Source organism: Xanthomonas arboricola pv. populi (genome assembly GCF_002939945.1).
In the GTDB taxonomy this organism is placed as follows: Bacteria; Pseudomonadota; Gammaproteobacteria; order Xanthomonadales; family Xanthomonadaceae; genus Xanthomonas; species Xanthomonas arboricola_A.
Genome location: NZ_MDEB01000001.1, coordinates 601,776 through 625,330 on the forward strand (window position 1 = coordinate 601,776; position 23,555 = coordinate 625,330).

Sequence of the window (23,555 nt, forward strand, 5' to 3'; positions counted from 1 at the left end):
ACGAAAAACCAGCGTCTGGAGCCGCACGATCGCAACCGGTCATGCAGCGCCAGGTTTTGCCACTGCCCGCTCGAACGGCTCCGAGCGGGTGACCGCCGTTCAGCGCGGCTTGTACAACTCGCTCAGGCGATCCGGCTTGCCGGGGATACGCTCCAGATGCGGATACAGCAGGCCACCGTGGTAATCGATGCGCACGGTGTCGTAGCGGTCCAGGCGCTTGACCAGCAGTTCGATCGGCGCAGCGGTGCCCTTGGCCGCCTTGATCGCATCCTTGATCACCTCACTGCTGAAGGCGCGGCCGTTGACCGCCACGATGGTGTTGCCGGCGATCAGGCCGGCATTGAAGGCCGGGCCGTCCCACAGCACATCGCTGATATCGCCAGACGCTTTCAGGGACACGCCAAGCGAATAGGTCAGGCTGGCGTCCTTGTCGTCGCTCTCTTCGGCCTTGGTGGCCAGATTCGGCTCCTCGTTGTAGACCAGCTTCCAGCCGTTGGCCTCGATACCACCGTTCAAGGAACCATGCCCGTCCATGCGGCTGCGCAACAGGCTCGCCCAGTCGTAGGCGGCCACGCCATTGAGCGTGGCGACGATGTCGTCGAAGGTGTACGGATTGACGTCCCAATCGCCGTTCTTCATGCCGAAGAAGGCCTTGCCGAAGTCGTCGATGGAGCGCTTGTTGTTGGTCAGCGCGCGCAGCTTGCTGTCCACTTCCAGCCACATCATCTGGCCGCCGGAGTAATAGTCTTCGGCCATTTGATAGTTACGGTAGGCCTTGGGCCGGCGCATCGACATGGTCGGGTCGTTGGTGGTGTCCTGCACGGTGCGCCATGCCATACCGGGGCGACCACGCTCGTAGTTCGCCGCCACGCCGGCCAGCATCTCGCGCGCCTGTTCCTGCGTCCACAGGCCCGAACGCGCAGCCATCACTTCGCCCCAGAACTGGGTCTGCCCTTCGTACAGCCACAGCAGGCTGTCGCCCATCGGCACGTTGAAATTGGGCGTAGCCAGGTCGGCGCCACGGCGGTACTTGCCGTTCCAGGAATGGTTGAACTCATGCGCGAGCAGGTCGCGCCCGGTCCAGCTCTTGTCCCACTCGGTGAAGTAGGTCGGCACGCCGCTGTTTTCGCTGGAGCGATGGTGCTCCAGGCCGATGCCGCCCAACTTCTTGGTCAGCGCCAGCAGGAACTCGTAATGGTCGAAATGCCGCGCACCGTAGAGCTTGTCCATCTGCTGCACCAGCGACGCGTGCGCCTTGATCTGCTCGGGCTTGGCGTCCAGCGACTTGGCTTCGTCGGCGAATACGTTGAGGTAGACCGGCTGCTTGCCGGCGCTCAGCTCCACGCGCTTGTAGTACTTGCCGGCGAACATCGGCGAGTCGACCAGGTCGTCGAAATCGATCGGCTTGAAGGTCACGGTGTCGCCGACGCGGCGGTCGGTTTCCAGTGCCGTGGCATAGCTCCAGCCGGCTGGCAAGGTGACGCTGGCCTGGGCCTTGATGTTGCGTGCGAAGACGCCGGCCGGATACAGCGCCGTGGTGTTCCACTGCAGGTTGAGCATCTCCGGGGTCATCATCACCCGGCCCTGGTTGGGGGCCTGCGGCGACAGGAACTTGAACTCGGCCACCAGCTCGGTGGCGCCCTGCGGCACGTCCACGGTGAAGGCGTACACATCGAGCTGGTCGCGCTTCCACGGCACCACCTTGCCATCGACCTTGATCACCAGACCGGCGAGCTTGTCGATCGGCCCGGTCGGCGAGTGATTGCCGGGAATCCACTGCGGATACAGCAGCGTCATCGGGCCCGACCGTGCCGGCATCGTGGTTTTGACCTTGAAGATGCGGTGGGCCAGATCGGTGGCATCGACGTCGATCTTCAAGGTGCCGTCGAACGGCACGTCTTGCGGCGCGGCGGTTTGTGCGGCCGCAGGCAACGACAGTGCCGCCAGCAACGACACGGACAATAAGGTGGGGATCTTCATCGCAACTCCGCAGGGACCTGAAACAGGCAAGCCCACGATGCTAAGCGCCTGCCCACGCTTCCCCGTATGCCATAGGTCATGCTGCGCACCGATTCACACACAAAAAAAGCCGCCAGTGACCCGGCGGCTTTTTCATCCAGCAAGCATGGATCCGGCATTGCGCCGTCTCAATGCATCATGTTGACGTTCATGTTGTGCAGCACCCACAGCGAACCGACGATCACGATGCCGATGATCAGCAGCGAGAACAGGCCCACCTGCACGTTGGAACGCTGCTCGGGCGAGCGGTCCATGTGCAGGAAGTACACCATGTGCACCAGCATCTGCACCGCGGCCATCAGCGAGATCACGATGACGGTGACGCCCTTGGAGAACGCCCCGCTCATCACCATCGCAAACGGGATGACGGTGAGGATCACGGCCATGACAAAGCCGATCAAGTAGGACTTCAGGCCGCCGGCATGTGCGTCGGCAGCGGTTTCATGCGCGTGGTGATTGGCCATTACAGCGCTCCCAGCAGGTAGACGACGGTGAACACACCGATCCAGATGATGTCCAGGAAATGCCAGAACAGGCTCAGGCAGGCCAGACGCGTGCTGTTGCGCGGGGTCAGGCCGTTCTTGGAGATCTGGATCACCAGCACTGCCATCCACAACAGGCCGGAGGCCACGTGCAGACCGTGCGTGCCCACCAGGGTGAAGAAGGCCGACAGGAACGCGCTGCGCCCCGGGCCCGCCCCTTCGTGGATCAGGTGGTTGAACTCCCAGACTTCCATGCACAGAAAGCCGATACCCAGCAGTGCGGTGACGCCCAACCAGGCGTACAGCCCGGTCATGCTGCGCTTGTGCGCGGAGATCATCGCAACGCCGAAGCTGAGGCTGCTGAACAACAGCAGGAAGGTTTCCACCAGCACGAACTTCAGGTCGAACAGCTCCTTGGCGGTCGGTCCGTCCACCGTGGCGCCCGAAAGCACCGCATAGGTGGCGAACAGACCGGCGAACAGCAGGCAGTCGCTCATCAGGTAGACCCAGAACCCGAAGACGGTGTTGCCACCGGCGTCGTGATGTTCGTGGTCGTCGTGGCCGCCCGCGTGGGCGGCGTGGTCAAGCGCGGTCGAGGAAGACATGGTCATACCACCTTCGCGGCCTGCGCCGCATGTTGCTGTTCGAGCAGGGCAAAGCGCGCGTTTTCGATGCGCTCCACTTCGTCGGCCGGCACCCAGTAATCGATGTCGTCATCGAAGGTGCGCGCAATGAAGCTGCCGATCATGCCGACCAGGCCGATGATGGCCAGCCACCAGATGTGCCAGATCAGACCGAAGCCCATCAGCACGCTGAAGGCACCGATATACACGCCCGCGCCGGTGTTGCGCGGCATGTGGATCGCCTCGTACTTGGACGGACGCACCCAGCCCTTGCCGTTCTGCTTGTCGGCCCAGAACTGATCGCGGTCGTCGATGTGCGGCAGCACGGCGAAGTTATAGAACGGCGGCGGCGAGGAGGTGGCCCACTCCAGCGTACGGCCATCCCACGGATCGCCCGTGTAATCCATGTGCTCCTTGCGCTTCCACACGCTGTAGCCAATCTGCACCAGGTTCAGGAAGATACCCAGGCCGATGATCGCAGCACCCACCGCAGCGACATACAGCCACGGCGCCCACTCGGGGTGATTGTAGGTGTTCATGCGACGGGTCATGCCCATGAAGCCGAGCACGTACAGCGGCATGAAGGCCACGAAGAAGCCGATGATCCAGCACCAGAACGAGGCCTTGCCGATCTTCTCGTTGAGCTTGAAGCCGAACGCCTTCGGGAACCAGTAGGTCAGGCCGGCCAGGTAACCGAACACCACGCCGCCGATGATCACGTTATGGAAGTGCGCGATCAGGAACAGGCTGTTGTGGAGCACGAAGTCCACGGCCGGAATCGCCAGCATCACGCCGGTCATGCCGCCGATGGTGAAGGTGATGATGAAGCCGATCGTCCACAGCACCGGCGCGGTCATGTGCACACGACCGCGGAACATGGTGAACAGCCAGTTGAAGATCTTCACGCCGGTCGGGATCGAGATGATCATCGTCGTGATGCCGAAGAAGGCATTGACGTTGGCACCCGAGCCCATGGTGAAGAAGTGGTGCAGCCACACCACGAACGACAGCACGCCGATGCAGGAGGTGGCGTAGACCATCGAGGTGTAGCCGAACAACCGCTTGCGGCTATAGGTGGCAATCAACTCGGAAAAGATGCCGAACGCCGGCAGGATCAGGATATAGACTTCCGGGTGACCCCAGATCCAGATCAGGTTGACGTACATCATGGCGTTGCCGCCACCGTCATTGGTGAAGAAGTGCGTGCCCAGATAACGGTCGGCACCGAGCAGCGCCAGGGCCACGGTCAGGACCGGGAATGCGGCGATGATCAGGATGTTGGTGATCAGCGCGGTCCAGGTGAAGATCGGCATGCGCATCAGGGTCATGCCCGGCGCGCGCATCCGCATGATCGTCACGAAGAAGTTGATGCCGGTCAGCAACGTGCCCAGGCCTGAGACCTGCAACGCCCAGATGTAGTAGTCGACGCCGACCCCCGGACTGTATTCCAGCCCCGACAACGGCGGATAGGCCAGCCAGCCGGTCTGCGCGAATTCACCGACACCCAGGGAGATGTTGATCAGCGCCGCACCGGCCACGAACAGCCAGAAGCTCAGCGAGTTCAGGAACGGGAACGCCACGTCGCGTGCGCCGATCTGCAGCGGCACGATCAGATTCAACAGGCCGGTCATGAACGGCATGGCCATGAAGAAGATCATGATCACGCCGTGCGCGGTGAAGATCTGGTCGTAGTGATGCGGCGGAAACACACCTTCGCCGCCATTGCCCACCATCGCCTGCTGGGTGCGCATCATCGCCGCATCGGCGAAGCCGCGCAGCAACATGACCAGCGCCACGATGATGTACATCACACCGATGCGCTTGTGATCCACCGAGGTGAACCACTCGTTCCACAGGTAGCCCCACAGCTTGTACTTGGTGATGGCGCCCGCGATGAGCAGGCCGAGCAGGCCGGCACCGCCGAGTGCGACCATGATGATCGGCTCGTGGTACGGAACCGCCTCGATCGTAAGTTTGCCTAGCATCACTTGTCTCCAGAAGTGCACATGGCAACCGGCTCTGCAGCCGCTGCCTGATGGTCGCCATGGCCTTTGTTATGGCCCGGACCATTCATGTATTTGTCGACGAGCGAGCGGAACATGCCGTCCTGCACCGACGAGTAATAGGTGACCGGATACTGTTCCTTGTCGTTGCGATTGGCGGCCAGCACCTGGTACTCGGCGGCATTCAACGCGGTCGGCGATGCCTTGACCTTGGCCACCCACGCATCGAAGCCGGCCTGGTCGGTCGCGTGCGCCTTGAAGCTCATCTTCGAGAAACCGTGACCGCTGTAGTTGGTCGACAGGCCGAAGTATTCGCCCGGTTCGTTGGCCACCAGATGCAGCTTGGTTTCCATGCCGGCCATCGCGTAGATCATCGTGCCCAGGTGCGGGATGAAGAACGAATTCATCACCGTGTCGGAGGTGATCTTGAAGTTCAGCGGCGTATGCACCGGGAAGGCGATCTCGTTGACCGTGGCGATGTTCTGATCCGGATAGATGAACATCCACTTCCAGTCCAGCGACACCGCTTCGATGGTGATCGGCTTGACGTCCGAATCCAGCGGCCGGTACGGGTCCAGCGCGTGCGAGGAGCGCCAGGTCAGCACCGCCAGCACCAGGATGATCACGCACGGGATCGACCACACCACCACCTCGATGGCGGTGGAATGCGACCAGTCCGGCTCGTAGCGCGCCTTCGTGTTGGACGCGCGATATTTCCACGCGAACGCAATCGTCATCACGATCACCGGGATGACCACGATCAGCATCAGCACGACCGAGGTGATCAGCAGCTGCTTCTCGTCGTGGCCGATCTGGCCTTTCGGATTGAGGATGGCCGAGTTGCAGCCTGCCAACAGCAGGAACGGCAGCATCAGGCCTGGACGAAGTACACGCCCGAGATGTTTCAACGGAATCATCGGTCGATCCAAGTGCGAAGGAACGCCAGCCTCGTTCGTCGTATTCATGTGGACTCGTCCTGATGGCGCGCTTCCTGAAGGAAGGCGGCCACGCAGACCGAAGACACGAGGTAGCTCCCCGATTTTAGACTTTGCTGCACCTGCACGAAACCCATCGGCAATGATCTGTCGCAATTAATGCGCGCAAAACTGTGCGACATGTTGTCGCAGTGCTGCGCAGGGCGGAAAAGATGCGGCTGTGACCATCGGTTGCGCTGTGCGTGATGTGCGGCGCATATGGTCGCGCCTGCCCCCCGAGTGGTGCGCGCATCGGCCCCAAACGCAGCTGGGCCGACCAATGGTCGACCCAGTGTTGAAGCGATGGTGCCGGAAATAGGAATCGAACCTACGACCTACGCATTACGAATGCGCCGCTCTACCAACTGAGCTATTCCGGCGAGCCGCCAATTGTAGGAGCGGAGCCGGTACCCGGTCAATCGCCACTAAGCGACGGAGCGGGCATTCCGGCCTCGGGTCTTGCGGTGCGGTCGGCGAATGGCGGTCAACCTGCAACTGCGAAACGCCCAGACGCGACGCTGACTCACTCAGCCCGCAGCACCCGCTTTCAGCTGACCAGGCGCAACCGTAATTCCTTGGGCAGCGCGAACACCATCGATTCCGGCTCGCCTTCCAGCTCGGACACACTGTTGGCGCCCAGCTCGCGCAACCGCGCCAGTACGCCATCGACCAGCACCTGCGGTGCGGAGGCGCCGGCGGTCAGGCCGATGTGCTGCTTGCCGACGATCCAGGCCGGGTCGATCTCGCTGGCGTTGTCGATCAGGTAGGACTCCACCCCGTCGCGCCGGGCCAGCTCGCTGAGGCGATTGGAATTGGAGCTGTTGGGCGAACCGACCACCAGCACCAGATCGCACTGGCGCGCAAGATCGCGCACCGCGTCCTGGCGGTTCTGGGTGGCGTAGCAGATGTCGTCGTGGCGTGGCCCCTGCATCGCCGGGTAGCGCGCACGCAGGGCCTCGATGATGCCCATGGTGTCGTCCACCGACAGCGTGGTCTGGGTGGTGTAGGCAAGATTCTCCGGCTGGCGGATCTGCAACGTGGCGACCTGCTCGATGTCCTCGACCAGATAGATCGTGCCCGGGCCGCGCTCGCGGCTCCACTGCCCCATCGTGCCTTCCACTTCCGGATGCCCCGCGTGGCCGATCAGCACCACGTCGCGGCCCGCCCGGCAATGCCGCGCCACTTCGAAATGCACCTTGGTCACCAGCGGACAGGTCGCGTCGAATACCTTGAGTCCGCGGCGCTCGGCCTCCTGCCGCACCGCCTGCGAGACGCCGTGTGCGCTGAAGATCACCGTGGCGTTGTCGGGCACCTCGTCCAGCTCTTCGACGAAGACCGCGCCGCGCTGCTTGAGATCGTCGACCACGAAACGGTTGTGCACCACTTCATGGCGCACATAGATCGGCGCGCCCAGCGTTTCGATCGCACGCTTGACGATCTCGATCGCACGGTCGACACCGGCACAGAAACCACGGGGATTGGCGAGCAGGACATCCATTGCGGGCATTCTACGGGAATGGGGAATGGAGGATGGGACCGGGCGGCGCCGGTGCACCGCGACTTCAGCGTCGATTCCTACTTCCGGATCCCCGACTCCCGCTTGCCGGACGTGTCGAACAGACCGAATACCGCGATCCCGATGGCGCCGCCCACGATCGCCGAGTCGGCGATGTTGAACGCAGGCCAGGTGTGGCTGCCGATGTACCACTGGATGAAATCGACCACGTGGCCGTGCATCAGGCGGTCGATCACGTTACCGATCGCCCCGCCGATCACCAGCGCGTACGGCAGCGCGCTGCGCCATGTGCTGCGCGCAGTGCGCGACAGCCAGAACGCCAGCAGCCCGCTGATGCCCACCGCCAGCGCGGTGAAGAACCACAGCTGCCAGCCACCGGCATCGCTCAGGAAGCTGAAGGCCGCTCCGGTGTTGTAGGTGCGATACCAGTTCCAGAAGCCGTCGATTACCGGCACCGGGGTGTATTCGGGCAGGCTGGACAGCACCCAGGCCTTGCTCCACTGGTCCAGCCCGACCACGAGTGCCGACAGCAGCAACCAGATCAGGGCGGAGGGTTTGGGGCGTTGACTCATGTCGGAAGGTCGCAGTTGGTGGTGACTTCTCCGACGCCGGAGAAGATGCCTGGATGGCGATAAGCGAGGGCGGTGGCAGATGAAGCTGACGAAAGCTGGATGACAGACAGGCAAGGATGGGATGGCCGCAGCCAGTCTCCCGCCCCGCTTTGCCGCATGCGCCATGCTTCAGCAAGCGGGTGCGTGCGGCGCCGCGGCAATCACCATCCGGCACCAGCGCCTGCGGATGATGTCGCGGCAGAGACGCGCGCCAGCCCGTATGGGGTCTCGATCACGCGTGGCAGGATCGGCCCGCCACGCGCATCGTGCAAGTCCATCAGAACCAGCGACGATCCTCGCCGGGACCTTCGATATTGCTGACGCAGCGGCTGCACAGTTCCGGGTGACGCGGATCGCTGCCCACGCTGGCCTGGTGGTGCCAGCAGCGCACGCACTTGGCCTTGCTGGTCGGCTGCGCGCTGACGAAGATGTCGTCGGTACTGGCCGCAGTGACGGTGACATCGCCACTGATGAACAGGAAACGCAGCTCCTCGGCCAGCGGCTGCCAACGCGCGGCGGTCTGCGCATCGGCAGCCACGGTGATCTCCGCTTCCAGCGCCGCGCCGATCGCCCCGTTGGCACGCATCGGCTCCAGCACCTTGGCCACCTGCTCGCGCAAGGCCAGCAGGTTGTCGACATCGGCACTGCTCAGTGCGGCATCGGCCGGCAACGGCGCCAGGCCGTCGTACCAGGTGGCGAACAGCACGTTGTCGGTGTGCTTGCCCGGCAGATAGCCCCACAGCTCTTCGGCGGTGAAGCTCAGCACCGGCGCGATCCAGCGCACGAACGCCTCGGCCACGTGATACATCGCGCTTTGCGCCGACCGGCGACTGCGTGCATCCTCGGCCATCGTGTACAGGCGGTCCTTGGTCACGTCCAGATACAGCGAGCCCAGATCCACGCTGCAGAAATTCAGCAGCGCCTGCACGATCTCGGCGAAGTCGTAGCGCGCATACGCGGCGACGATCCTTTCCTGCAGCTCGTGCGCGCGATGCACGATCCAGCGGTCCAGCAGCACCATGTCGTCCAGCGCCACCAGATGCTGCAGCGGATCGAAGCCATGCAGATTGCCGAGCAGAAAGCGCGCGGTATTGCGCAGGCGGCGATACGCATCGGCGTTGCGCTTGAGGATCTCCTGCGACAGCGACATCTCGTTGCTGTAATCGGCCGATGCGATCCACAGGCGCAGGATGTCCGCGCCCAGGGTCTTCATGATGTCCTGCGGCTCGATGCCGTTGCCCAGCGACTTGGACATCTTGCGGCCGTGCTCGTCCACGGTGAAGCCGTGGGTGAGGCACTGCTTGTACGGCGCCGCCTTGTCCATCGCCACGCCGGTCAGCAGCGAGGACTGGAACCAGCCACGATGCTGGTCGGAGCCTTCCAGGTACAGGTCGGCCGGCTTGGGCAGGCCGCGGTCCACCAGCACCGCTTCATGGGTCACGCCGGAGTCGAACCACACATCCAGGATGTCGGTGATCTTGTCGTAATCGGCGGCCTCATCGCCCAGCAATTCGGCCGCATCCAGCGTGTACCACACGTCCACCCCGCCCAGCTCCACCCGGTCGGCGACCTGGCGCAGCAATTCGGTGCTGCGCGGATGCGGCTCGCCGGTTTCGCGATGCACGAACAAGGCGATCGGCACGCCCCAGGTGCGCTGGCGCGAGATGGTCCAGTCCGGACGTCCGTCGACCATGCCGGCGATACGCGCCTGGCCCCAGGACGGATACCAGTGCACGTTTTCGATGGCCTTGAGCGCATCGGCGCGCAGGTTGGCCTGCTCCATCGAGATGAACCACTGCGGCGTGGCGCGGAACGCGATCGGCGTCTTGTGCCGCCAGCAATGCGGATAGCTGTGCTCCATCTTGCTGGCCGCCAGCAACACGCCGGTATCGCGCAGCGCCTCGATGATGATGTCGTTGGCCTTCCAGATGTGCAGCCCGGCCAGCACGGTCTCGCCCAGCGGCGGCGTCGACGGCAGGTACACGCCACGCCCGTCCACCGGGTTGATCTGCGCAGCGCCGTAACGCTCGAGCAGACCGTATTGCTTGGAGACCTGGTAGTCCTCCTGGCCATGACCCGGTGCGGTGTGCACCGCGCCTGTACCGTCCTCGGCCGACACATGGTCGCCCAGCAGCAGCGGGATCTCGCGCTCGGCATAGAACGGGTGGTTCAGCAGCATCTGTTCCAGCGCCGCACCCTTGGCATGCCCGTGCACCACCACCGTGTCCACGCCATAGCGCGCCAGCGCCTTGCCGGCAAGGGCTTCGGCGATCACCAGCCAGCGCGGCTGGCCGCGATCGGCCGGGCCTTCGACCAGCACGTAGTCCAGTTCCGCGCCCAGGCTCACCGCCAGCGACGCCGGCAGCGTCCACGGTGTGGTGGTCCAGATCGGCACCGCCACGCCCACGCCCGCCGGCAGGCCCGCGCCGAATGCGGCAGCGACAGCCGCCGGATCGCGCGCCGGATAGGCGATATCCACCGTCGGCGACACCTTGTCGGCGTATTCGATCTCGGCCTCGGCCAGCGCCGAGCCGCAATCGAAGCACCAATGCACCGGCTTGACGCCACGGGTCAGATGGCCGTTGTCGACTACCTTGGCCAGCGCGCGGATCTCGTTGGCTTCGAAGCGGAAATCCAGTGTCTTGTACGGGTTGTCCCAATCGCCGATCACGCCCAGGCGCTTGAAATCGCGCCGCTGCAGGTCGATCTGCTCGGTGGCGTATTCACGGCACTTCTGGCGGAACTGCGCCGCGTCCAGCTTTACGCCGACCTTGCCGTACTTTTTCTCGATCGCGATCTCGATCGGCAGGCCGTGGCAATCCCAGCCCGGGATGTAGGGCGCATCGAAGCCAGCCAGGTACTTCGACTTGACGATGATGTCCTTGAGGATCTTGTTGACCGCGTGGCCCAGATGGATCTGGCCGTTGGCATACGGCGGGCCGTCGTGCAGCACGAACAGCGGGCGCCCGGCCGCATTGGCGCGCAGTTGCGCGTACAGCCCCTCGCGTTCCCAGCGGTCCAGCATCGCCGGCTCGCGCTTGGGCAGGTCGCCGCGCATCGGGAATTCCGTCGCGGGCAGATGGAGAGTGGCTTTGTAGTCTTGGGTCACAGGTCTCTACCGTTGCGCTGCGTTGTCTGAAGTGTCTGCACTGACGTGTGCAGACGTTTGCGAGGAACTGGCATGTCCATCGTCCGCACATGGATATGCGTGCTGTTGCGAGGGACTCGCATCATAGGTGGGCTGTTGCGAGGAGCTCGCATGTGTTGCAGAAATTGCGCGCCTGTCCAACGCCGCACGCGCCTGCTCGGCATCGCGGTGCATCTGCACCGTCAGCGTGTCCAGGCCATCGAACTTCTCTTCGTCGCGCAGCTTGGCGACGAATTCGACGGCAATGTGGCGGCCATACAGATCGCCCTGGAAATCGAACAGATGCGCTTCCAGCAGCGGCTCCACGCCGGCCACCGTCGGCCGCGTGCCAAAGCTCGAAACGGACGGCCACGGCCGCCCGGCCACACCATGCACCCATGTCGCGTAAATGCCCGACAGGGCCGGCGTGCGCGGAAACCGCAGATTGGCGGTCGGGTAGCCCAGCGTACGGCCGAGCTGCTTGCCGCGCACCACTCGCCCGCCAATGGCATACGGACGGCCAAGCAATTGCCCGGCGTGCGCGAACTCGCCCGCGCCCAGCAGCTCGCGAATGCGCGTGGCCGAGATGCGCTCGCCGTGCAGATGCACCGGCGCGATTTCGCCCGCTGCAAAGCCGTAGTGCGCACCGAGCGTGCGCAGCAGACCGATATCGCCGCCACGCCGATGGCCGAAACGGAACTCCGGGCCGATCCAGACCTCTTTGGCGCATAGCCGGCCGACCAGCGCCAGCCGTACGAAGTCCTCGGCGCTCATCGCCGACAGGCGACCGTCGAAACGGATCATGCCCACGCTGTCGGCACCGAAGCCGTGCAGCCCTTCGATCTTGGCGCGGGCCAGGGTCAGCCGCGGCGGCGGCGCGGCCGGGGCGAAAAACTCGCGCGGCAGCGGCTCGAAGCTCACCGCCACCGCCGGCACGCCCAGCGCGCGCGCGCGCTCGACCGCGTGCTGCACCAATGCCCGATGCCCCAGGTGCAGGCCATCGAAGGCGCCGATGCAGACCACGCTTCCGTGCGGGAACAGCGTCCCGCCCTCGACGTCTCTAAACAGCCTGCTCATTCCTCGATCCAAACAGATGCCGGCCTGCCGGCCGACCCTCGTTGATGCATAACCCGCAAGTATAGCCGTGCCTGTCAATCCGCATGGGTGCGGCCCCCGGGCCTGCGCCGCCGCGTCCCGGAAGCGGGCAGACGATTGCGCGCCTTCCCGGCCCGGGATTGGCCCCGCACACGTGCATGACGGATGGCTCTGCACCCGCTCGGCCAGCTCGGCGGACGACTAACCCTCGCGCAGATGCCGCGGCCGCAATCCCAGCGCCACTTGCGCCGCCAGGTAGGTCGCCCCGCCGCTGCCGACCAGCACCGCCAGCCAGCCGATGCGATCCCACTTGTCCATCACGGTGAACGATGGCAGCCACCACAGCAGGCCCAACAGCACCGCCACCATCGCCGCGCATGCCAGCAGCAGGCGCAGCGTGTAGCCAGCCCAACCCGGCCGGCGCTGGTACACGCCGGACTTGCCCAGCCAGTACCACAGCAAGCCCAGGTTGAGGTAACTCGACAGCGCGCTGGCAATGCCCAGCGCCAGATGCAGACCAGGCTGCTTGCCCAGCGCCTGCATCACGCCCTGCACCTTGAGCTCAGGCGGCACCATGATCTGGTAGACCACCGCCAGCAACGCGAAGTTGAACACCATGTTGGCGATCAACGCCGCCACGCCGGCACGCACCGGGGTACGGGTGTCCTGGCGGGCGTAGAAGGCCGGCAACAACACCTTCAGCATGGCGTACGCCGGCAGGCCGAAGCTCAGGCCGTAGACCGACATCGCGGTCATCCGCGTGTCGAAGGCAGTGAACTGGCGGTACTGGAACAAGGTCGCCACCAGCGGTTCGGCCAGCAGCAACAGGCCGAGCATCGCCGGCATCGCGATCAGCAGCGTGGTGCGGAACCCCCAGTCCAGCGCGCCGGAAAACGCGCTGCGGTCGGTCTTGACGTGATGGCGCGCCAGCGCCGGCAGGATCACCGTGCCCAGCGCCACCCCGAACACGCCCAGCGGCAGCTCCAGAAAACGGTCGGCCAGCGACAGCCACGACTGCGAGCCATCGGCCAGCAGCGCGGCGATCACCGTGTCCAGCATCAGGTTAATCTGCGCAATCGACGAACCGAACAGGGTCGGAATCATCAAGGTCAGCACCTTGCGCACGTCCGGATGCGTCCAGCCCCAGCGCGGCAGCGTCAGCAGATCGATGCCCCTCAAGGCCGGCAGCTGAAACAGCAACTGCAGCGCACCGGCCACTAGCACCGCCCAGCCCAGCGCCAGGATCGGCACCTCCAGCCGCGGCGCCAGCCACAGGGCGCCGGCGATCATGCACAGGTTGAGGATCACCGGCGTCAGTGCCGGAATCGCAAACCGCTGGAAGCTGTTGAGCGCCCCACCCGCCAGCGCGGTCAACGACACGAACAGCAAAAACGGAAACGTCAGCCGCAGCAGATCCACCAGCAGGCCGTACTTGTCCGGGTCGGTGGCCGCGCCATCGGAAAACACCGACGCCAGCTGCGGGGTGAAGATCAGCCCCAGCGCGGTGATCACAAGCAACATGCCACCCAGCGTGCCGGACACCCGCGACATCAGCTCACGCAGGTCCGCATGCGGGCGGGTTTCCTTGACTTCGGTGAACACCGGCACGAACGCGGTGGCGAACGAGCCCTCGGCGAACAGGCGACGCAGAAAATTGGGAATCCGGAATGCCACCCAGAAGGCGTCGGTCACCGCATTGGCGCCAAAGGTGGTGGAGATCGCCTGGTCGCGGATCAGGCCCAGCACCCGCGACACCATGGTCATACTGCTGAATGAGAGCAGGCCTCTCAACATGCCCGGCTTGCTCACGCAGACTCCCTCTTGACAACTGACTTGACGTACATAACTAAGCCCATCATACTTTCCCGCTTGCTTTTTCCACTACACCGATTTTTCAGGAACCCACCACCGTGGCCAATATCAAGTCCGCCAAGAAGCGCGCCAAGCAGACCGTCGTGCGCAATGAGCGCAACACGGGCCAGCGTTCGATGCTGCGCACCGCCGTCAAGAAGGTGATCAAGGCCCTTGACGCCAACGATGCTGCAGGCGCCGAAGCTGCTTTCGCCGTCGCTCAGCCCATTCTCGACCGTTTCAGCGCCCGTGGCCTGATTCACAAGAACAAGGCTGCGCGTCACAAGAGCCGTCTGACCGCTCGCATCAAGGCCATCAAGGCCGCGTAAGCGAGCCGTGTCGGCATCACCGCAGGCCTGGCTTGCGGTGGCATAGAAAAACCCGGCCTTGGCCGGGTTTTTTGTGCGCCTGCGCATGCGCTCAGCCGGCATTGCGCGCCTCGAGCTCGTCCTCGCGCTGACGATCGAAGAACGCCATGACGTCCTTCATGATCGGGAAGGTGCCATCGCGGCCCAGCGCCGAGACCAGATACCACGGCGCGGTCCAGCCAAGTTCGGCCACGATCGTCTCGGCCGCAGCGCGCGCCTCGTCCTCGAACATCAGGTCGGCCTTGTTGAGCACCAGCCAGCGCGGCTTCTTCAGCAATTCGGGATCGTGACGTTCCAGCTCACGCTCGATGGTGCGCACCTGATCCACCGGCGACGCCTCAACACCACCATCCATTGGCGAAATATCCACCAGATGCAGCAGCAGACGGGTGCGCTGCAGATGGCGCAGGAACTGCGTGCCCAATCCGGCACCGTCGGCCGCACCTTCGATCAGGCCCGGCACGTCGGCGATGACGAAGCTGCGATACGCCTCGACACTGACTACGCCCAGATTCGGATACAGGGTGGTGAACGGGTAATCGGCCACCTTCGGCGTTGCCGAGGACACCGCGCGGATCAGGGTGCTCTTGCCCGCGTTGGGAAAGCCCAGCAGGCCGACGTCGGCCAGCAGCTTCAGCTCCAGCTTGAGCAACCGCTCCTCGCCCTCTTCACCGGTGGTGGACTGGCGCGGCGCACGGTTGACCGAGCTCTTGAAATGCATGTTGCCCAGGCCGCCCTTGCCGCCCTTGGCCACCAGCAGGCGATCGCCATGCTGGGTCAGGTCGCCGATGATTTCGTCGGTCTGCACGTTCATCACCACGGTGCCGACCGGCACCACGATGATGCGGTCTTCGCCGCCCTTGCCGTAGGCTTGGCGCCCCATGCCGTTCTCGCCGCGCTGCGCCTTGAAGGTGCGCTCATGCCGGAAGTCGACCAGCGTATTGACGTTCTCGTCGGACACGATCCACACGCTGCCCCCGTTACCGCCGTCGCCGCCATCGGGCCCACCGAGCGGGATGAACTTCTCACGGCGAAAGCCGACACAGCCATTGCCGCCATTGCCGGCACTGACCAGGATTTCTGCTTCGTCGACTAACTTCATGGGCTTACAACCGGGAATGGGGAATGGGGAATAGGGAAGCGGCCAAAGAAAGCGGCCTGACTCCTGCCAGCGAGCGCACTCACCAGCACGACAGCAAAGAGCGAGAAGAAACCAGGAGCCGGCTTTTCCGATTCCCGATTCCCAGCCGTCAAACGAAAAACCCCGCAAAAGCGGGGCTTTCCGTCTCGTCCGCCGGGCATGGATGCCTGACGGACTGGCCTGAATGGAGCGGGCGATTACGCCTCGGCAACCACGCTGACGGTACGACGCTTCTTCGCACCCTTGACCGAGAACTCCACCTTGCCGTTCACCAGGGCGAACAGGGTGTGGTCACGGCCGAGGCCGACGCCGGCGCCCGGATGGAACTGGGTGCCGCGCTGACGCACGATGATGTTGCCGGCATCGATGGCCTGGCCACCGAAGATCTTCACACCCAGGTACTTCGGGTTGGAATCGCGACCGTTGCGCGAGGAACCTACGCCTTTTTTATGTGCCATGACTGGTTCTCCTTACTTCTTATCGCCACCGGCAATGCCGGTGATCTCGATTTCGGTGTAGTACTGACGGTGTCCCTGACGCTTCATGTGGTGCTTGCGGCGACGGAACTTGATGATGCGCACCTTGTCGGCGCGGCCATGGGCCACAACCTTGGCGGTGACCGAGGCGCCCTTCAGCGCATCGCCCAGCTTGATGCCATCGCTATCGCCCAACATCAGGACGGTGTCGAACTTGATCTCGTTGCCGGCTTCGACTTCGAGCTTTTCCACGCGGAGCGTTTCGCCCTGCGCGACGCGGTATTGCTTACCGCCGGTTACCAGAACTGCGTACATGACCAGGTTTTCCTCTGTAGTTATTATGGTCGCACTGACGTGCCCTAGGGCAGACAGGAGCGGGATTGTACGGGCTGACGGGGCTTGGGGTCAACCTGGCGGTCGCCGGAGCGCGGCCCCGCCCGACCCACCCGTGCAACGCATCATCCGGCCGCCACAGGCGCCCGGTCAGACTGGCATTTGGGGCAATTGCCCTCACCTAGGTCGGCGGGTAGGCTGATCGACTGCCACTCATTCCTGCTGAGTACGCTCGCACCACTGCCGGTTCGCCGGCCCGACATCGGATCCCCCATGGCGATGGATTTCATCCGCATCCGCGGCGCGCGGACGCACAACCTCAAGAACATCGACCTCGACCTGCCTCGCGACAAACTGATCGTGATCACCGGCCTGTCCGGTTCGGGCAAGTCGTCGTTGGCGTTCGACACCATCTATGCAGAAGGCCAGCGCCGCTACGTCGAGTCGCTGTCGGCGTATGCGCGCCAGTTCCTCAGCGTGATGGAAAAGCCGGACCTGGACCACATCGAAGGTCTGTCCCCGGCGATTTCGATCGAACAGAAATCGACCTCGCACAACCCGCGCTCCACGGTCGGCACGATCACCGAGATCTACGACTACCTGCGCCTGCTGTATGCGCGCGTCGGTCAGCCGCGCTGCCCCGATCATGGGTTCCCGCTGGAGGCGCAGACCGTCAGCCAGATGGTCGACCACATGCTCACGCAGGATCAGGAGCAGCGTTACATGCTGCTGGCGCCGGTGATCCGCGAGCGCAAGGGCGAGCATGCGCAGGTGTTCGAGCAACTGCGCGCGCAGGGCTTCGTGCGCGTGCGCGTGGATGGCGAGCTGTACGAGATCGACGCGGTACCGCCATTGGCGCTGCGCCAGAAGCACACCATCGAGGCGGTGATCGACCGCTTCCGTCCGCGCGAAGACATCAAGCAACGCCTGGCGGAAAGTTTCGAGACTGCGCTCAAGCTCGGCGAAGGCATGGTCGCGGTGCAGTCGCTGGACGACCCGGCAGCCGCGCCGCACCTGTTCTCGTCCAAGTACAGCTGCCCGGTCTGCGATTACTCGCTGCCGGAGCTGGAACCGCGGCTGTTTTCGTTCAACGCACCGGTGGGCGCCTGCCCGAGCTGCGATGGCCTGGGCGTGGCCGAGTTCTTCGACCCGGATCGCGTCGTGGTGCATCCGGAGCTGTCGCTGTCGGCCGGCGCGGTGCGCGGCTGGGATCGGCGCAACGCCTATTATTTCCAGCTGATCGCCTCGCTGGCCAAGCACTACAAGTTCGACGTGGATGCGGTGTGGAATTCATTGCCGGCCAAGGTGCGCCAGGCGGTGCTGTTCGGCAGCGGCGATGAGGTGATCAGCTTCACCTACTTCACCGATGCGGGCGGGCGCACCACGCGCAAGCACCGTTTCGAAGGCATCCTGCCGAACCTGGAACGCCGTTACCGCGAAACCGAATCGCCGGCCGTGCGCGAGGAGCTGACCAAGTACGTCAGCCAGCAGCCCTGCCCGGCCTGCAACGGCACGCGCCTGAATCGTGCTGCGCGCAACGTGTTCGTCGCCGACCGCCCGCTGCCCGAACTGGTGGTGCTGCCGGTCAACGAGGCGCTGAGCTTTTTCCGCGGCTTGTCGCTGCCGGGTTGGCGTGGCGAGATCGCCAGCAAGATCGTCAAGGAGATCGGCGAGCGGCTGGGCTTTTTGGTCGACGTGGGTCTGGATTACCTGACCCTGGAACGCAAGGCCGACACCTTGTCCGGCGGCGAGGCGCAGCGCATTCGTCTGGCCAGCCAGATCGGCGCCGGCCTGGTCGGGGTGATGTACGTGCTGGACGAGCCGTCGATCGGCCTGCACCAGCGCGACAACGAACGCCTGCTCGGCACGCTGACGCGGCTGCGCGATCTGGGCAATACCGTCATCGTCGTCGAGCATGACGAGGACGCGATCCGCCTGGCCGATTACGTGCTGGATATCGGCCCCGGCGCTGGCGTGCACGGTGGCGAAATCTGCGCGCAGGGCACGTTGCAGGACATCCTGGATGCGCCCGGCTCGCTGACCGGCCAGTACCTGTCCGGCAAGCGCCGCATCGAGATTCCCAAGCAGCGCCACAAGCCCAACCCGAAGATGATGCTGCATCTGCGCGGGGCGACCGGCAACAACCTGAAGAATGTCGATCTGGACATTCCGGCCGGCCTGCTGACCTGCATCACCGGCGTGTCCGGCTCGGGCAAGTCGACATTGATTAACGACACCTTGTTTACGCTGGCCGCCAACGAGATCAACGGCGCCTCGCATCCGGTGGCCGCGCATCGCGAGGTCGAGAACCTCGATCTGTTCGACAAGGTCGTGGATATCGACCAGTCGCCGATCGGGCGCACCCCGCGCTCCAATCCGGCTACCTACACCGGCATGTTCACGCCGTTGCGCGAGTTGTTCGCGCAGGTGCCGGAAGCGCGTGCGCGCGGTTATTCGCCGGGACGTTTCAGCTTCAACGTGCGCGGCGGCCGCTGCGAAGCCTGCCAGGGCGATGGTCTGATCAAGGTGGAGATGCACTTCCTGCCCGACGTCTATGTGCCCTGCGATGTCTGCCACGGCAAGCGCTACAACCGCGAGACGCTGGAGATCCGCTACAAGGGCTTCAACATCAGCGACGTGCTGCAGATGACTGTGGAAGATGCGCTGCGGCTGTTCGAGCCGGTGCCGTCGATCGCGCGCAAGCTGGAAACGCTGGTGGATGTCGGCCTGAGCTACATCAAGCTGGGCCAGAGCGCGACCACGCTGTCCGGCGGTGAGGCGCAGCGCGTCAAGCTGTCCAAGGAACTGTCGCGTCGCGATACCGGACGCACCCTGTACATCCTCGACGAGCCGACCACCGGCCTGCACTTCCACGACATCGAGGCGCTGCTCGGCGTGCTGCACAAGCTGCGCGACGAGGGCAACACGGTAGTGGTGATCGAACACAATCTGGACGTGATCAAGACCGCCGACTGGATCGTGGATCTGGGCCCGGAAGGCGGCCATCGTGGCGGCAGCATCCTGGTCTCCGGCACGCCGGAAGATGTGGCTGCGCACAAGGCGTCCTACACCGGGCAGTTCCTGGCCAAGATGCTGCCGTCGGTGAAGGCGCGCGAGACCCGGCCGGCGGCAATGGCCAACAAGCCCGATGCGCGCCCGCCACGCAAGGTCAAACCGGAGAAGGTGGCGAAAGTCGCCAAGTCCGCCCCCAAGAAAACCGCTAAGAAGAAGGCAAGCAGATGAGCGAAGAGCACAAGGTGTTGGCACGCATCCCGATCAGCGTGCGTTGGCGCGACATGGACAGCATGGGCCATGTCAACAACGCCAAGTACATTTCGTATCTGGAAGAAGCGCGCGTGCGCTGGATGCTGGGCGTTGAAGGCGTGGCGATGACCGACCGCATCGCGCCGGTGGTCGCGGCCACCAACGTCAACTACAAGCGCCCACTGGTGTGGCCGAACGACATCCTGGTGGAACTGTTCGTCGAGCGCCTGGGCAGCAGCAGCATCACCATCGGTCATCGCATCCTCGACCAGAAGGACGGGGGGGTGCTGTATTCGGATGGCAACGTGGTGGTGGTGTGGATCGATACGCAGACCGGCAAGAGCGCGTCGCTGCCGGACGCGGTACGCGCCGCCAGCAGCTGAGATTTGTCAGTTGCGCGCTGGATCTCCAGCGCCGGATAGCGACGGCGGCTCCCCCGGGGAGCCGCCGTTTCTGTTTGCCGTGACCCTGTCGTGCCAGTGCGCAATGCCGCCGACAGGCTTCGTGACCGTGACCGGACCGCGACACTGAAGTAACAGCCTGCCTGCACGCCACGCGCTGCGCCTGATCGGCGGCATCGCGCAGTGGGCTTGGAACAATCGCAGCCTGCAGGCTGCAGCCCCGACGCAGCCGCGCACTGCGCGCGTTTACGACCCCGGCGCGCGCTTGCGCGCCTGCAGTGTGGTCTTGATCTCGCGTCCATCCTGCAAGGTAAAGGTCACCGGCACCTGCGCGCCTTCCTGCAGCGGGGCGCGCGCTTCCATCAGCATCAGATGCAGGCCGCCCGGCGCAAGCGGCACCGACTTGCCGGCCGGCAACGCCAGTTCCGGCACCGCGCGCATGCGACTGACACCGTTGGTCTGCGTGGTCTCGTGGATGGACACATCGGCAAACGCACTGCTCTTGGCCGCGGTGACCTTCAACGGCTGCGCACAGCCGTTGTGGAACTGCCCGAATCCCGCAGCCATGCCCATGCCGCCGGGCGGCGGAATGCGGATCCAGCCATCCTTGAATTCAGGCAGGCACTGCGCGCCGGCGCCCGCACTTGCCAGCATCACCAACGCACCCAGCAGCACGCATCCCTGCATGCGCCGCCTGCTTCGACTGCCGTCTATCATGACCCAACCTCCAGGAGCCCCGAATGAGCATCCAGATCTTAGACCATGGCCGTCTTCGCGAAATCCGTCTGGCGCGTCCGCCGGTCAATGCGCTGGACAGCGCGTTGTGCCAGGCGTTGAGCATTGCGGTGCAGCAGGCCGGCGAGGAGACCGATGGCATCGTGCTGTCGGGCAGCGAGCGGATCTTTTCCGGTGGCATGGACGTGCCGCACCTGCTCTCGCACGGCACCGACCGCGCTGCGTTGCTGGCCAGCTGGACGGCGTTCTTTGAGGCCGCGCAGGCGCTGGCCAACAGCCGCGTGCCGGTGGTGGCGGCCATCGGCGGGCATGCGCCGGCCGGCGGCTGCGTGCTGGCACTGTGCTGCGATTACCGGGTGATGGCGCGCAGCGCCGATACCGCCAAGCCCTATGCGATCGGCTTGAACGAGGTGCAGGTGGGCCTGGCCGCGCCGGAAGGCATCCAGCGCCTGTTGCGCCGCGTGGTCGGTGCGCACCGCGCCGAGCGCCTGCTGATCTCCGGCCAGTTGCTGCCTGCCGAACAGGCGGTCACGGTCGGCCTGGTCGACGAACTGGTCGACGGCGACCTGGTCACCGCCCGCGCGGTGGCCTGGCTGCAGGAGCTGCAGCAGCTGCCGCGCCAGCCGATGCTGACCACGCGCGCGATTGCGCGCGCCGATCTGCGCGCGGCGCTGGCGCCGGAGCTGATCCAGCTGGAGCGCTTCATCGATGGTTGGTACGCAGCGGATGCGCAGGCCGCCCTGCACGGCCTGGTCGCACGGTTGCAGAAGGCCTGAAGCCACTCCGGCACGGCGCGCACGGGCGGCCCGCTATAATCGCGGTCCGTCGCACGCCCAGGCCAGCCCCTTGTCCGCCACTGCCGAACCCGTCGTCTCCGAACTGATCAGCCTGCTGTCGCTGGAGCGCCTGGAAGACAACCTGTTTCGCGGCCAGAGCCGCGATATCGGCACCAAGTACGTGTTCGGCGGGCAGGTGCTGGGCCAGGCGCTGGCGGCCGCGCAGGCCACCGTGGACAACGGCCGCCAGGCGCACTCCCTGCATGCCTATTTTCTGCGCGCCGGCAACATCGACCACCCGATCGTCTACGACGTCGACCGCACCCGCGATGGCGGCAGTTTTTCGGTGCGCCGGGTCACCGCGATCCAGCACGGCAAGGTGATCTTTTTCTGCGCGGCCTCGTTCCAGCAACGCGAGGACGGCGCCGAGCATCAGTCGGTGATGCCGGTGGTGCCGCCGCCCGAAGACATCGAGCCCACGCCGCCATTGGCCGCGGAGGTGCTGGAGAAACTGCCTGCCAAGGTGCAGCGCTGGCTGTCGCGTGGCGGCCCGTTCGAGTTTCGCCATGTCTTCCCGCGCGACGAACTCAAGCCGCCCAAGCGCCCGCCGTTCCAGCAGATGTGGCTGCGCCTGAGCGACCCGGTCGGCGACGAGGTCGGCCTGCACCAGGCCCTGCTGGCGTATGCCTCGGATTTCCAGCTGCTGGGCACCTCCACGTTTCCGCACGGCATCAGCTATTACACGCCCAACGTGCAGATGGCCTCGCTCGATCATGCGCTGTGGTTCCACCGTCCGTTCCGCACCGACGACTGGCTGCTGTACTCGCTCGACAGCCCCACCGCACAAGGGTCGCGCGGCCTGGCGCGCGGGCAGTTCTTCACCCGCGATGGCGTGCTGGTCGCCAGCACCACCCAGGAAGGCCTGATCCGCGTGGTGCCCGACGGCAGCGCGATCGCGGTGCCGGCGAACGACGCGCCATGTTGATGTCTCCACTGCGTTGGCCGTGTACCGGCATGCCGGTTGCCGCTTCCACCTTGCGGCATGGATCGACGCCCTTGCCTTTCCTCTTCTTCAGCTCGGACACGCGCCTTCGCCATGCGCCTTGTTCGGCAATCGCCGGCACCCCTTAAGCATGCGCAAGATCTTCAGCAGCCAACGTATCGAAACCGCCGAAGGCGTGGCCGATCTCCTGCGCAACGCCGGTATCGACGTGCGCATGAGCAACGGCCGCTCCTACGAGAGCAAGCGCAGCGGCCAGTTCAGCTATCTCGAGCAGGGCAACGCCCAGGCCTACCCCACGGTATGGATCGTGCACGCCGACGACCAGCCGCGCGCACGCGATCTGCTGCGCGACGCGCGCCTGCTCGACACCACCCGCCGCGACCTGCCGAATGTGGAGTACACCTTCCGCGACGGCGAAAACGGCTCGAGTACCAGCGCGCGCAGCTGGGCCTGGCGCATCCGGCTGGTACTGCTGCTGGTGATCGGCGCGGTCGCCATGTTCGTGGTGCTGCGCCATCGCAATGCCCCCGATGCGGTCAGCCCCGTGGCACCGCCGGCAGCGCAGCAGGCGCCTGCCACCACCACGGCACCGCCAGCCGCAGAGGACGAAGAAGTGCGCGTACGGATCCAGCCGGCGCGCTGAGCGCGGCCGGCCAGAGTGCACCGCGGCCACCAGACGGTGCGGTAGGCGCGCCACCACCATCACTCCGGTCACATCCGGCGCTCGCATGCGTCATGCTGGAACCAGGACATGGAT

Annotated in this window: 20 protein-coding genes and 1 tRNA gene; 6 read left to right on the forward strand and 15 right to left on the reverse strand. The window is 64.9% G+C overall.

Annotated features, from left to right (window positions below; translation table 11 throughout):
- Positions 1-99: 99 nt before the first annotated feature.
- The 11 genes from XaplCFBP3123_RS02865 to murJ form a co-directional block, all read right to left on the reverse strand.
- Positions 100-1,980 (reverse strand): M61 family metallopeptidase, encoded by a 1,881-nt coding sequence (locus tag XaplCFBP3123_RS02865; RefSeq protein ID WP_172453058.1) that lies wholly within the window; start codon positions 1,978-1,980, stop codon positions 100-102.
- A gap of 167 nt (positions 1,981-2,147) precedes the next feature.
- Positions 2,148-2,483: a cytochrome o ubiquinol oxidase subunit IV gene (gene cyoD / locus XaplCFBP3123_RS02870; protein WP_006450195.1), complete on the reverse strand. Its 336-nt coding sequence runs from the start codon at positions 2,481-2,483 to the stop codon at positions 2,148-2,150.
- Positions 2,483-3,112: a cytochrome o ubiquinol oxidase subunit III gene (gene cyoC / locus XaplCFBP3123_RS02875; protein ID WP_172453059.1), complete on the reverse strand. Its 630-nt coding sequence runs from the start codon at positions 3,110-3,112 to the stop codon at positions 2,483-2,485. Before cyoC ends, cyoD begins: the two co-directional genes overlap by 1 nt.
- Entirely contained in the window at positions 3,109-5,109 is a 2,001-nt protein-coding gene (gene cyoB / locus XaplCFBP3123_RS02880) for a cytochrome o ubiquinol oxidase subunit I (RefSeq protein ID WP_104532711.1), read from the reverse strand. Before cyoB ends, cyoC begins: the two co-directional genes overlap by 4 nt.
- Positions 5,109-6,044 (reverse strand): ubiquinol oxidase subunit II, encoded by a 936-nt coding sequence (gene cyoA, locus XaplCFBP3123_RS02885; protein WP_104532712.1) that lies wholly within the window; start codon positions 6,042-6,044, stop codon positions 5,109-5,111. Before cyoA ends, cyoB begins: the two co-directional genes overlap by 1 nt.
- 361 nt (positions 6,045-6,405) lie before the next feature.
- Positions 6,406-6,481: transfer RNA gene (locus XaplCFBP3123_RS02890), tRNA-Thr, on the reverse strand.
- Between the two features lie 167 nt (positions 6,482-6,648).
- The gene (gene ispH / locus XaplCFBP3123_RS02895) at positions 6,649-7,599 is read right to left on the reverse strand and encodes a 4-hydroxy-3-methylbut-2-enyl diphosphate reductase (protein ID WP_104532713.1); all 951 of its coding nucleotides are present in this window, start codon (positions 7,597-7,599) and stop codon (positions 6,649-6,651) included.
- A 77-nt stretch (positions 7,600-7,676) separates the two neighbouring features.
- Positions 7,677-8,189 (reverse strand): signal peptidase II, encoded by a 513-nt coding sequence (gene lspA / locus XaplCFBP3123_RS02900; protein ID WP_104532714.1) that lies wholly within the window; start codon positions 8,187-8,189, stop codon positions 7,677-7,679.
- Between the two features lie 316 nt (positions 8,190-8,505).
- Positions 8,506-11,337, reverse strand: a complete 2,832-nt coding sequence (gene ileS / locus XaplCFBP3123_RS02905; RefSeq protein WP_104532715.1) for an isoleucine--tRNA ligase — start codon at positions 11,335-11,337, stop codon at positions 8,506-8,508.
- Positions 11,338-11,343: 6 nt separating this feature from the next.
- On the reverse strand, positions 11,344-12,432 hold the full coding sequence (locus tag XaplCFBP3123_RS02910) for a bifunctional riboflavin kinase/FAD synthetase (RefSeq protein WP_104532716.1): 1,089 nt from the start codon (positions 12,430-12,432) through the stop codon (positions 11,344-11,346).
- Between the two features lie 219 nt (positions 12,433-12,651).
- Positions 12,652-14,244: a murein biosynthesis integral membrane protein MurJ gene (murJ, locus tag XaplCFBP3123_RS02915; protein WP_104533255.1), complete on the reverse strand. Its 1,593-nt coding sequence runs from the start codon at positions 14,242-14,244 to the stop codon at positions 12,652-12,654.
- Positions 14,245-14,360: 116 nt separating this feature from the next.
- Between murJ and rpsT the strand changes: the two genes are divergently transcribed.
- Complete coding sequence (gene rpsT, locus XaplCFBP3123_RS02920) at positions 14,361-14,630, forward strand: 30S ribosomal protein S20 (RefSeq protein ID WP_002807888.1); 270 nt, start codon at positions 14,361-14,363, stop codon at positions 14,628-14,630.
- Between the two features lie 91 nt (positions 14,631-14,721).
- Here the strand turns inward: rpsT and obgE are convergent, their stop codons facing one another.
- The 3 genes from obgE to rplU all read right to left on the reverse strand — a co-directional run bounded on the left by obgE (position 14,722) and on the right by rplU (position 16,601).
- Positions 14,722-15,771, reverse strand: a complete 1,050-nt coding sequence (obgE, locus tag XaplCFBP3123_RS02925; protein WP_104532717.1) for a GTPase ObgE — start codon at positions 15,769-15,771, stop codon at positions 14,722-14,724.
- Positions 15,772-16,007: 236 nt separating this feature from the next.
- Positions 16,008-16,268, reverse strand: coding sequence for a 50S ribosomal protein L27 (gene rpmA / locus XaplCFBP3123_RS02930; protein WP_002807880.1), 261 nt, complete (start codon positions 16,266-16,268; stop codon positions 16,008-16,010).
- A 12-nt stretch (positions 16,269-16,280) separates the two neighbouring features.
- On the reverse strand, positions 16,281-16,601 hold the full coding sequence (rplU, locus tag XaplCFBP3123_RS02935) for a 50S ribosomal protein L21 (RefSeq protein WP_016901712.1): 321 nt from the start codon (positions 16,599-16,601) through the stop codon (positions 16,281-16,283).
- A 291-nt stretch (positions 16,602-16,892) separates the two neighbouring features.
- Between rplU and uvrA the strand changes: the two genes are divergently transcribed.
- Both uvrA and XaplCFBP3123_RS02945 read left to right on the forward strand, forming a co-directional pair.
- Positions 16,893-19,862 carry an excinuclease ABC subunit UvrA gene (gene uvrA, locus XaplCFBP3123_RS02940; RefSeq protein ID WP_104532718.1) on the forward strand — a complete coding sequence of 990 codons (2,970 nt, stop codon included), beginning with the start codon at positions 16,893-16,895 and terminating at the stop codon, positions 19,860-19,862.
- Complete coding sequence (locus tag XaplCFBP3123_RS02945) at positions 19,859-20,266, forward strand: acyl-CoA thioesterase (RefSeq protein WP_104532719.1); 408 nt, start codon at positions 19,859-19,861, stop codon at positions 20,264-20,266. The genes uvrA and XaplCFBP3123_RS02945 overlap by 4 nt, the downstream gene beginning before the upstream one ends.
- A 264-nt stretch (positions 20,267-20,530) precedes the next feature.
- Here the strand turns inward: XaplCFBP3123_RS02945 and XaplCFBP3123_RS02950 are convergent, their stop codons facing one another.
- Positions 20,531-20,959: a copper chaperone PCu(A)C gene (locus XaplCFBP3123_RS02950; protein WP_104533256.1), complete on the reverse strand. Its 429-nt coding sequence runs from the start codon at positions 20,957-20,959 to the stop codon at positions 20,531-20,533.
- A 65-nt stretch (positions 20,960-21,024) separates the two neighbouring features.
- On the opposite strand from XaplCFBP3123_RS02950, the gene XaplCFBP3123_RS02955 reads away from it, so the two are divergent.
- From XaplCFBP3123_RS02955 to XaplCFBP3123_RS02965, 3 genes are all read left to right on the forward strand, one after another.
- Positions 21,025-21,795, forward strand: coding sequence for an enoyl-CoA hydratase/isomerase family protein (locus XaplCFBP3123_RS02955; RefSeq protein ID WP_104532720.1), 771 nt, complete (start codon positions 21,025-21,027; stop codon positions 21,793-21,795).
- Positions 21,796-21,865: 70 nt separating this feature from the next.
- Positions 21,866-22,780, forward strand: coding sequence for an acyl-CoA thioesterase II (gene tesB, locus XaplCFBP3123_RS02960; RefSeq protein ID WP_104532721.1), 915 nt, complete (start codon positions 21,866-21,868; stop codon positions 22,778-22,780).
- A gap of 148 nt (positions 22,781-22,928) precedes the next feature.
- The gene (locus tag XaplCFBP3123_RS02965; RefSeq protein ID WP_104532722.1) at positions 22,929-23,441 is read left to right on the forward strand and encodes a pathogenicity-like protein; all 513 of its coding nucleotides are present in this window, start codon (positions 22,929-22,931) and stop codon (positions 23,439-23,441) included.
- Positions 23,442-23,555 lie beyond the last annotated feature (114 nt).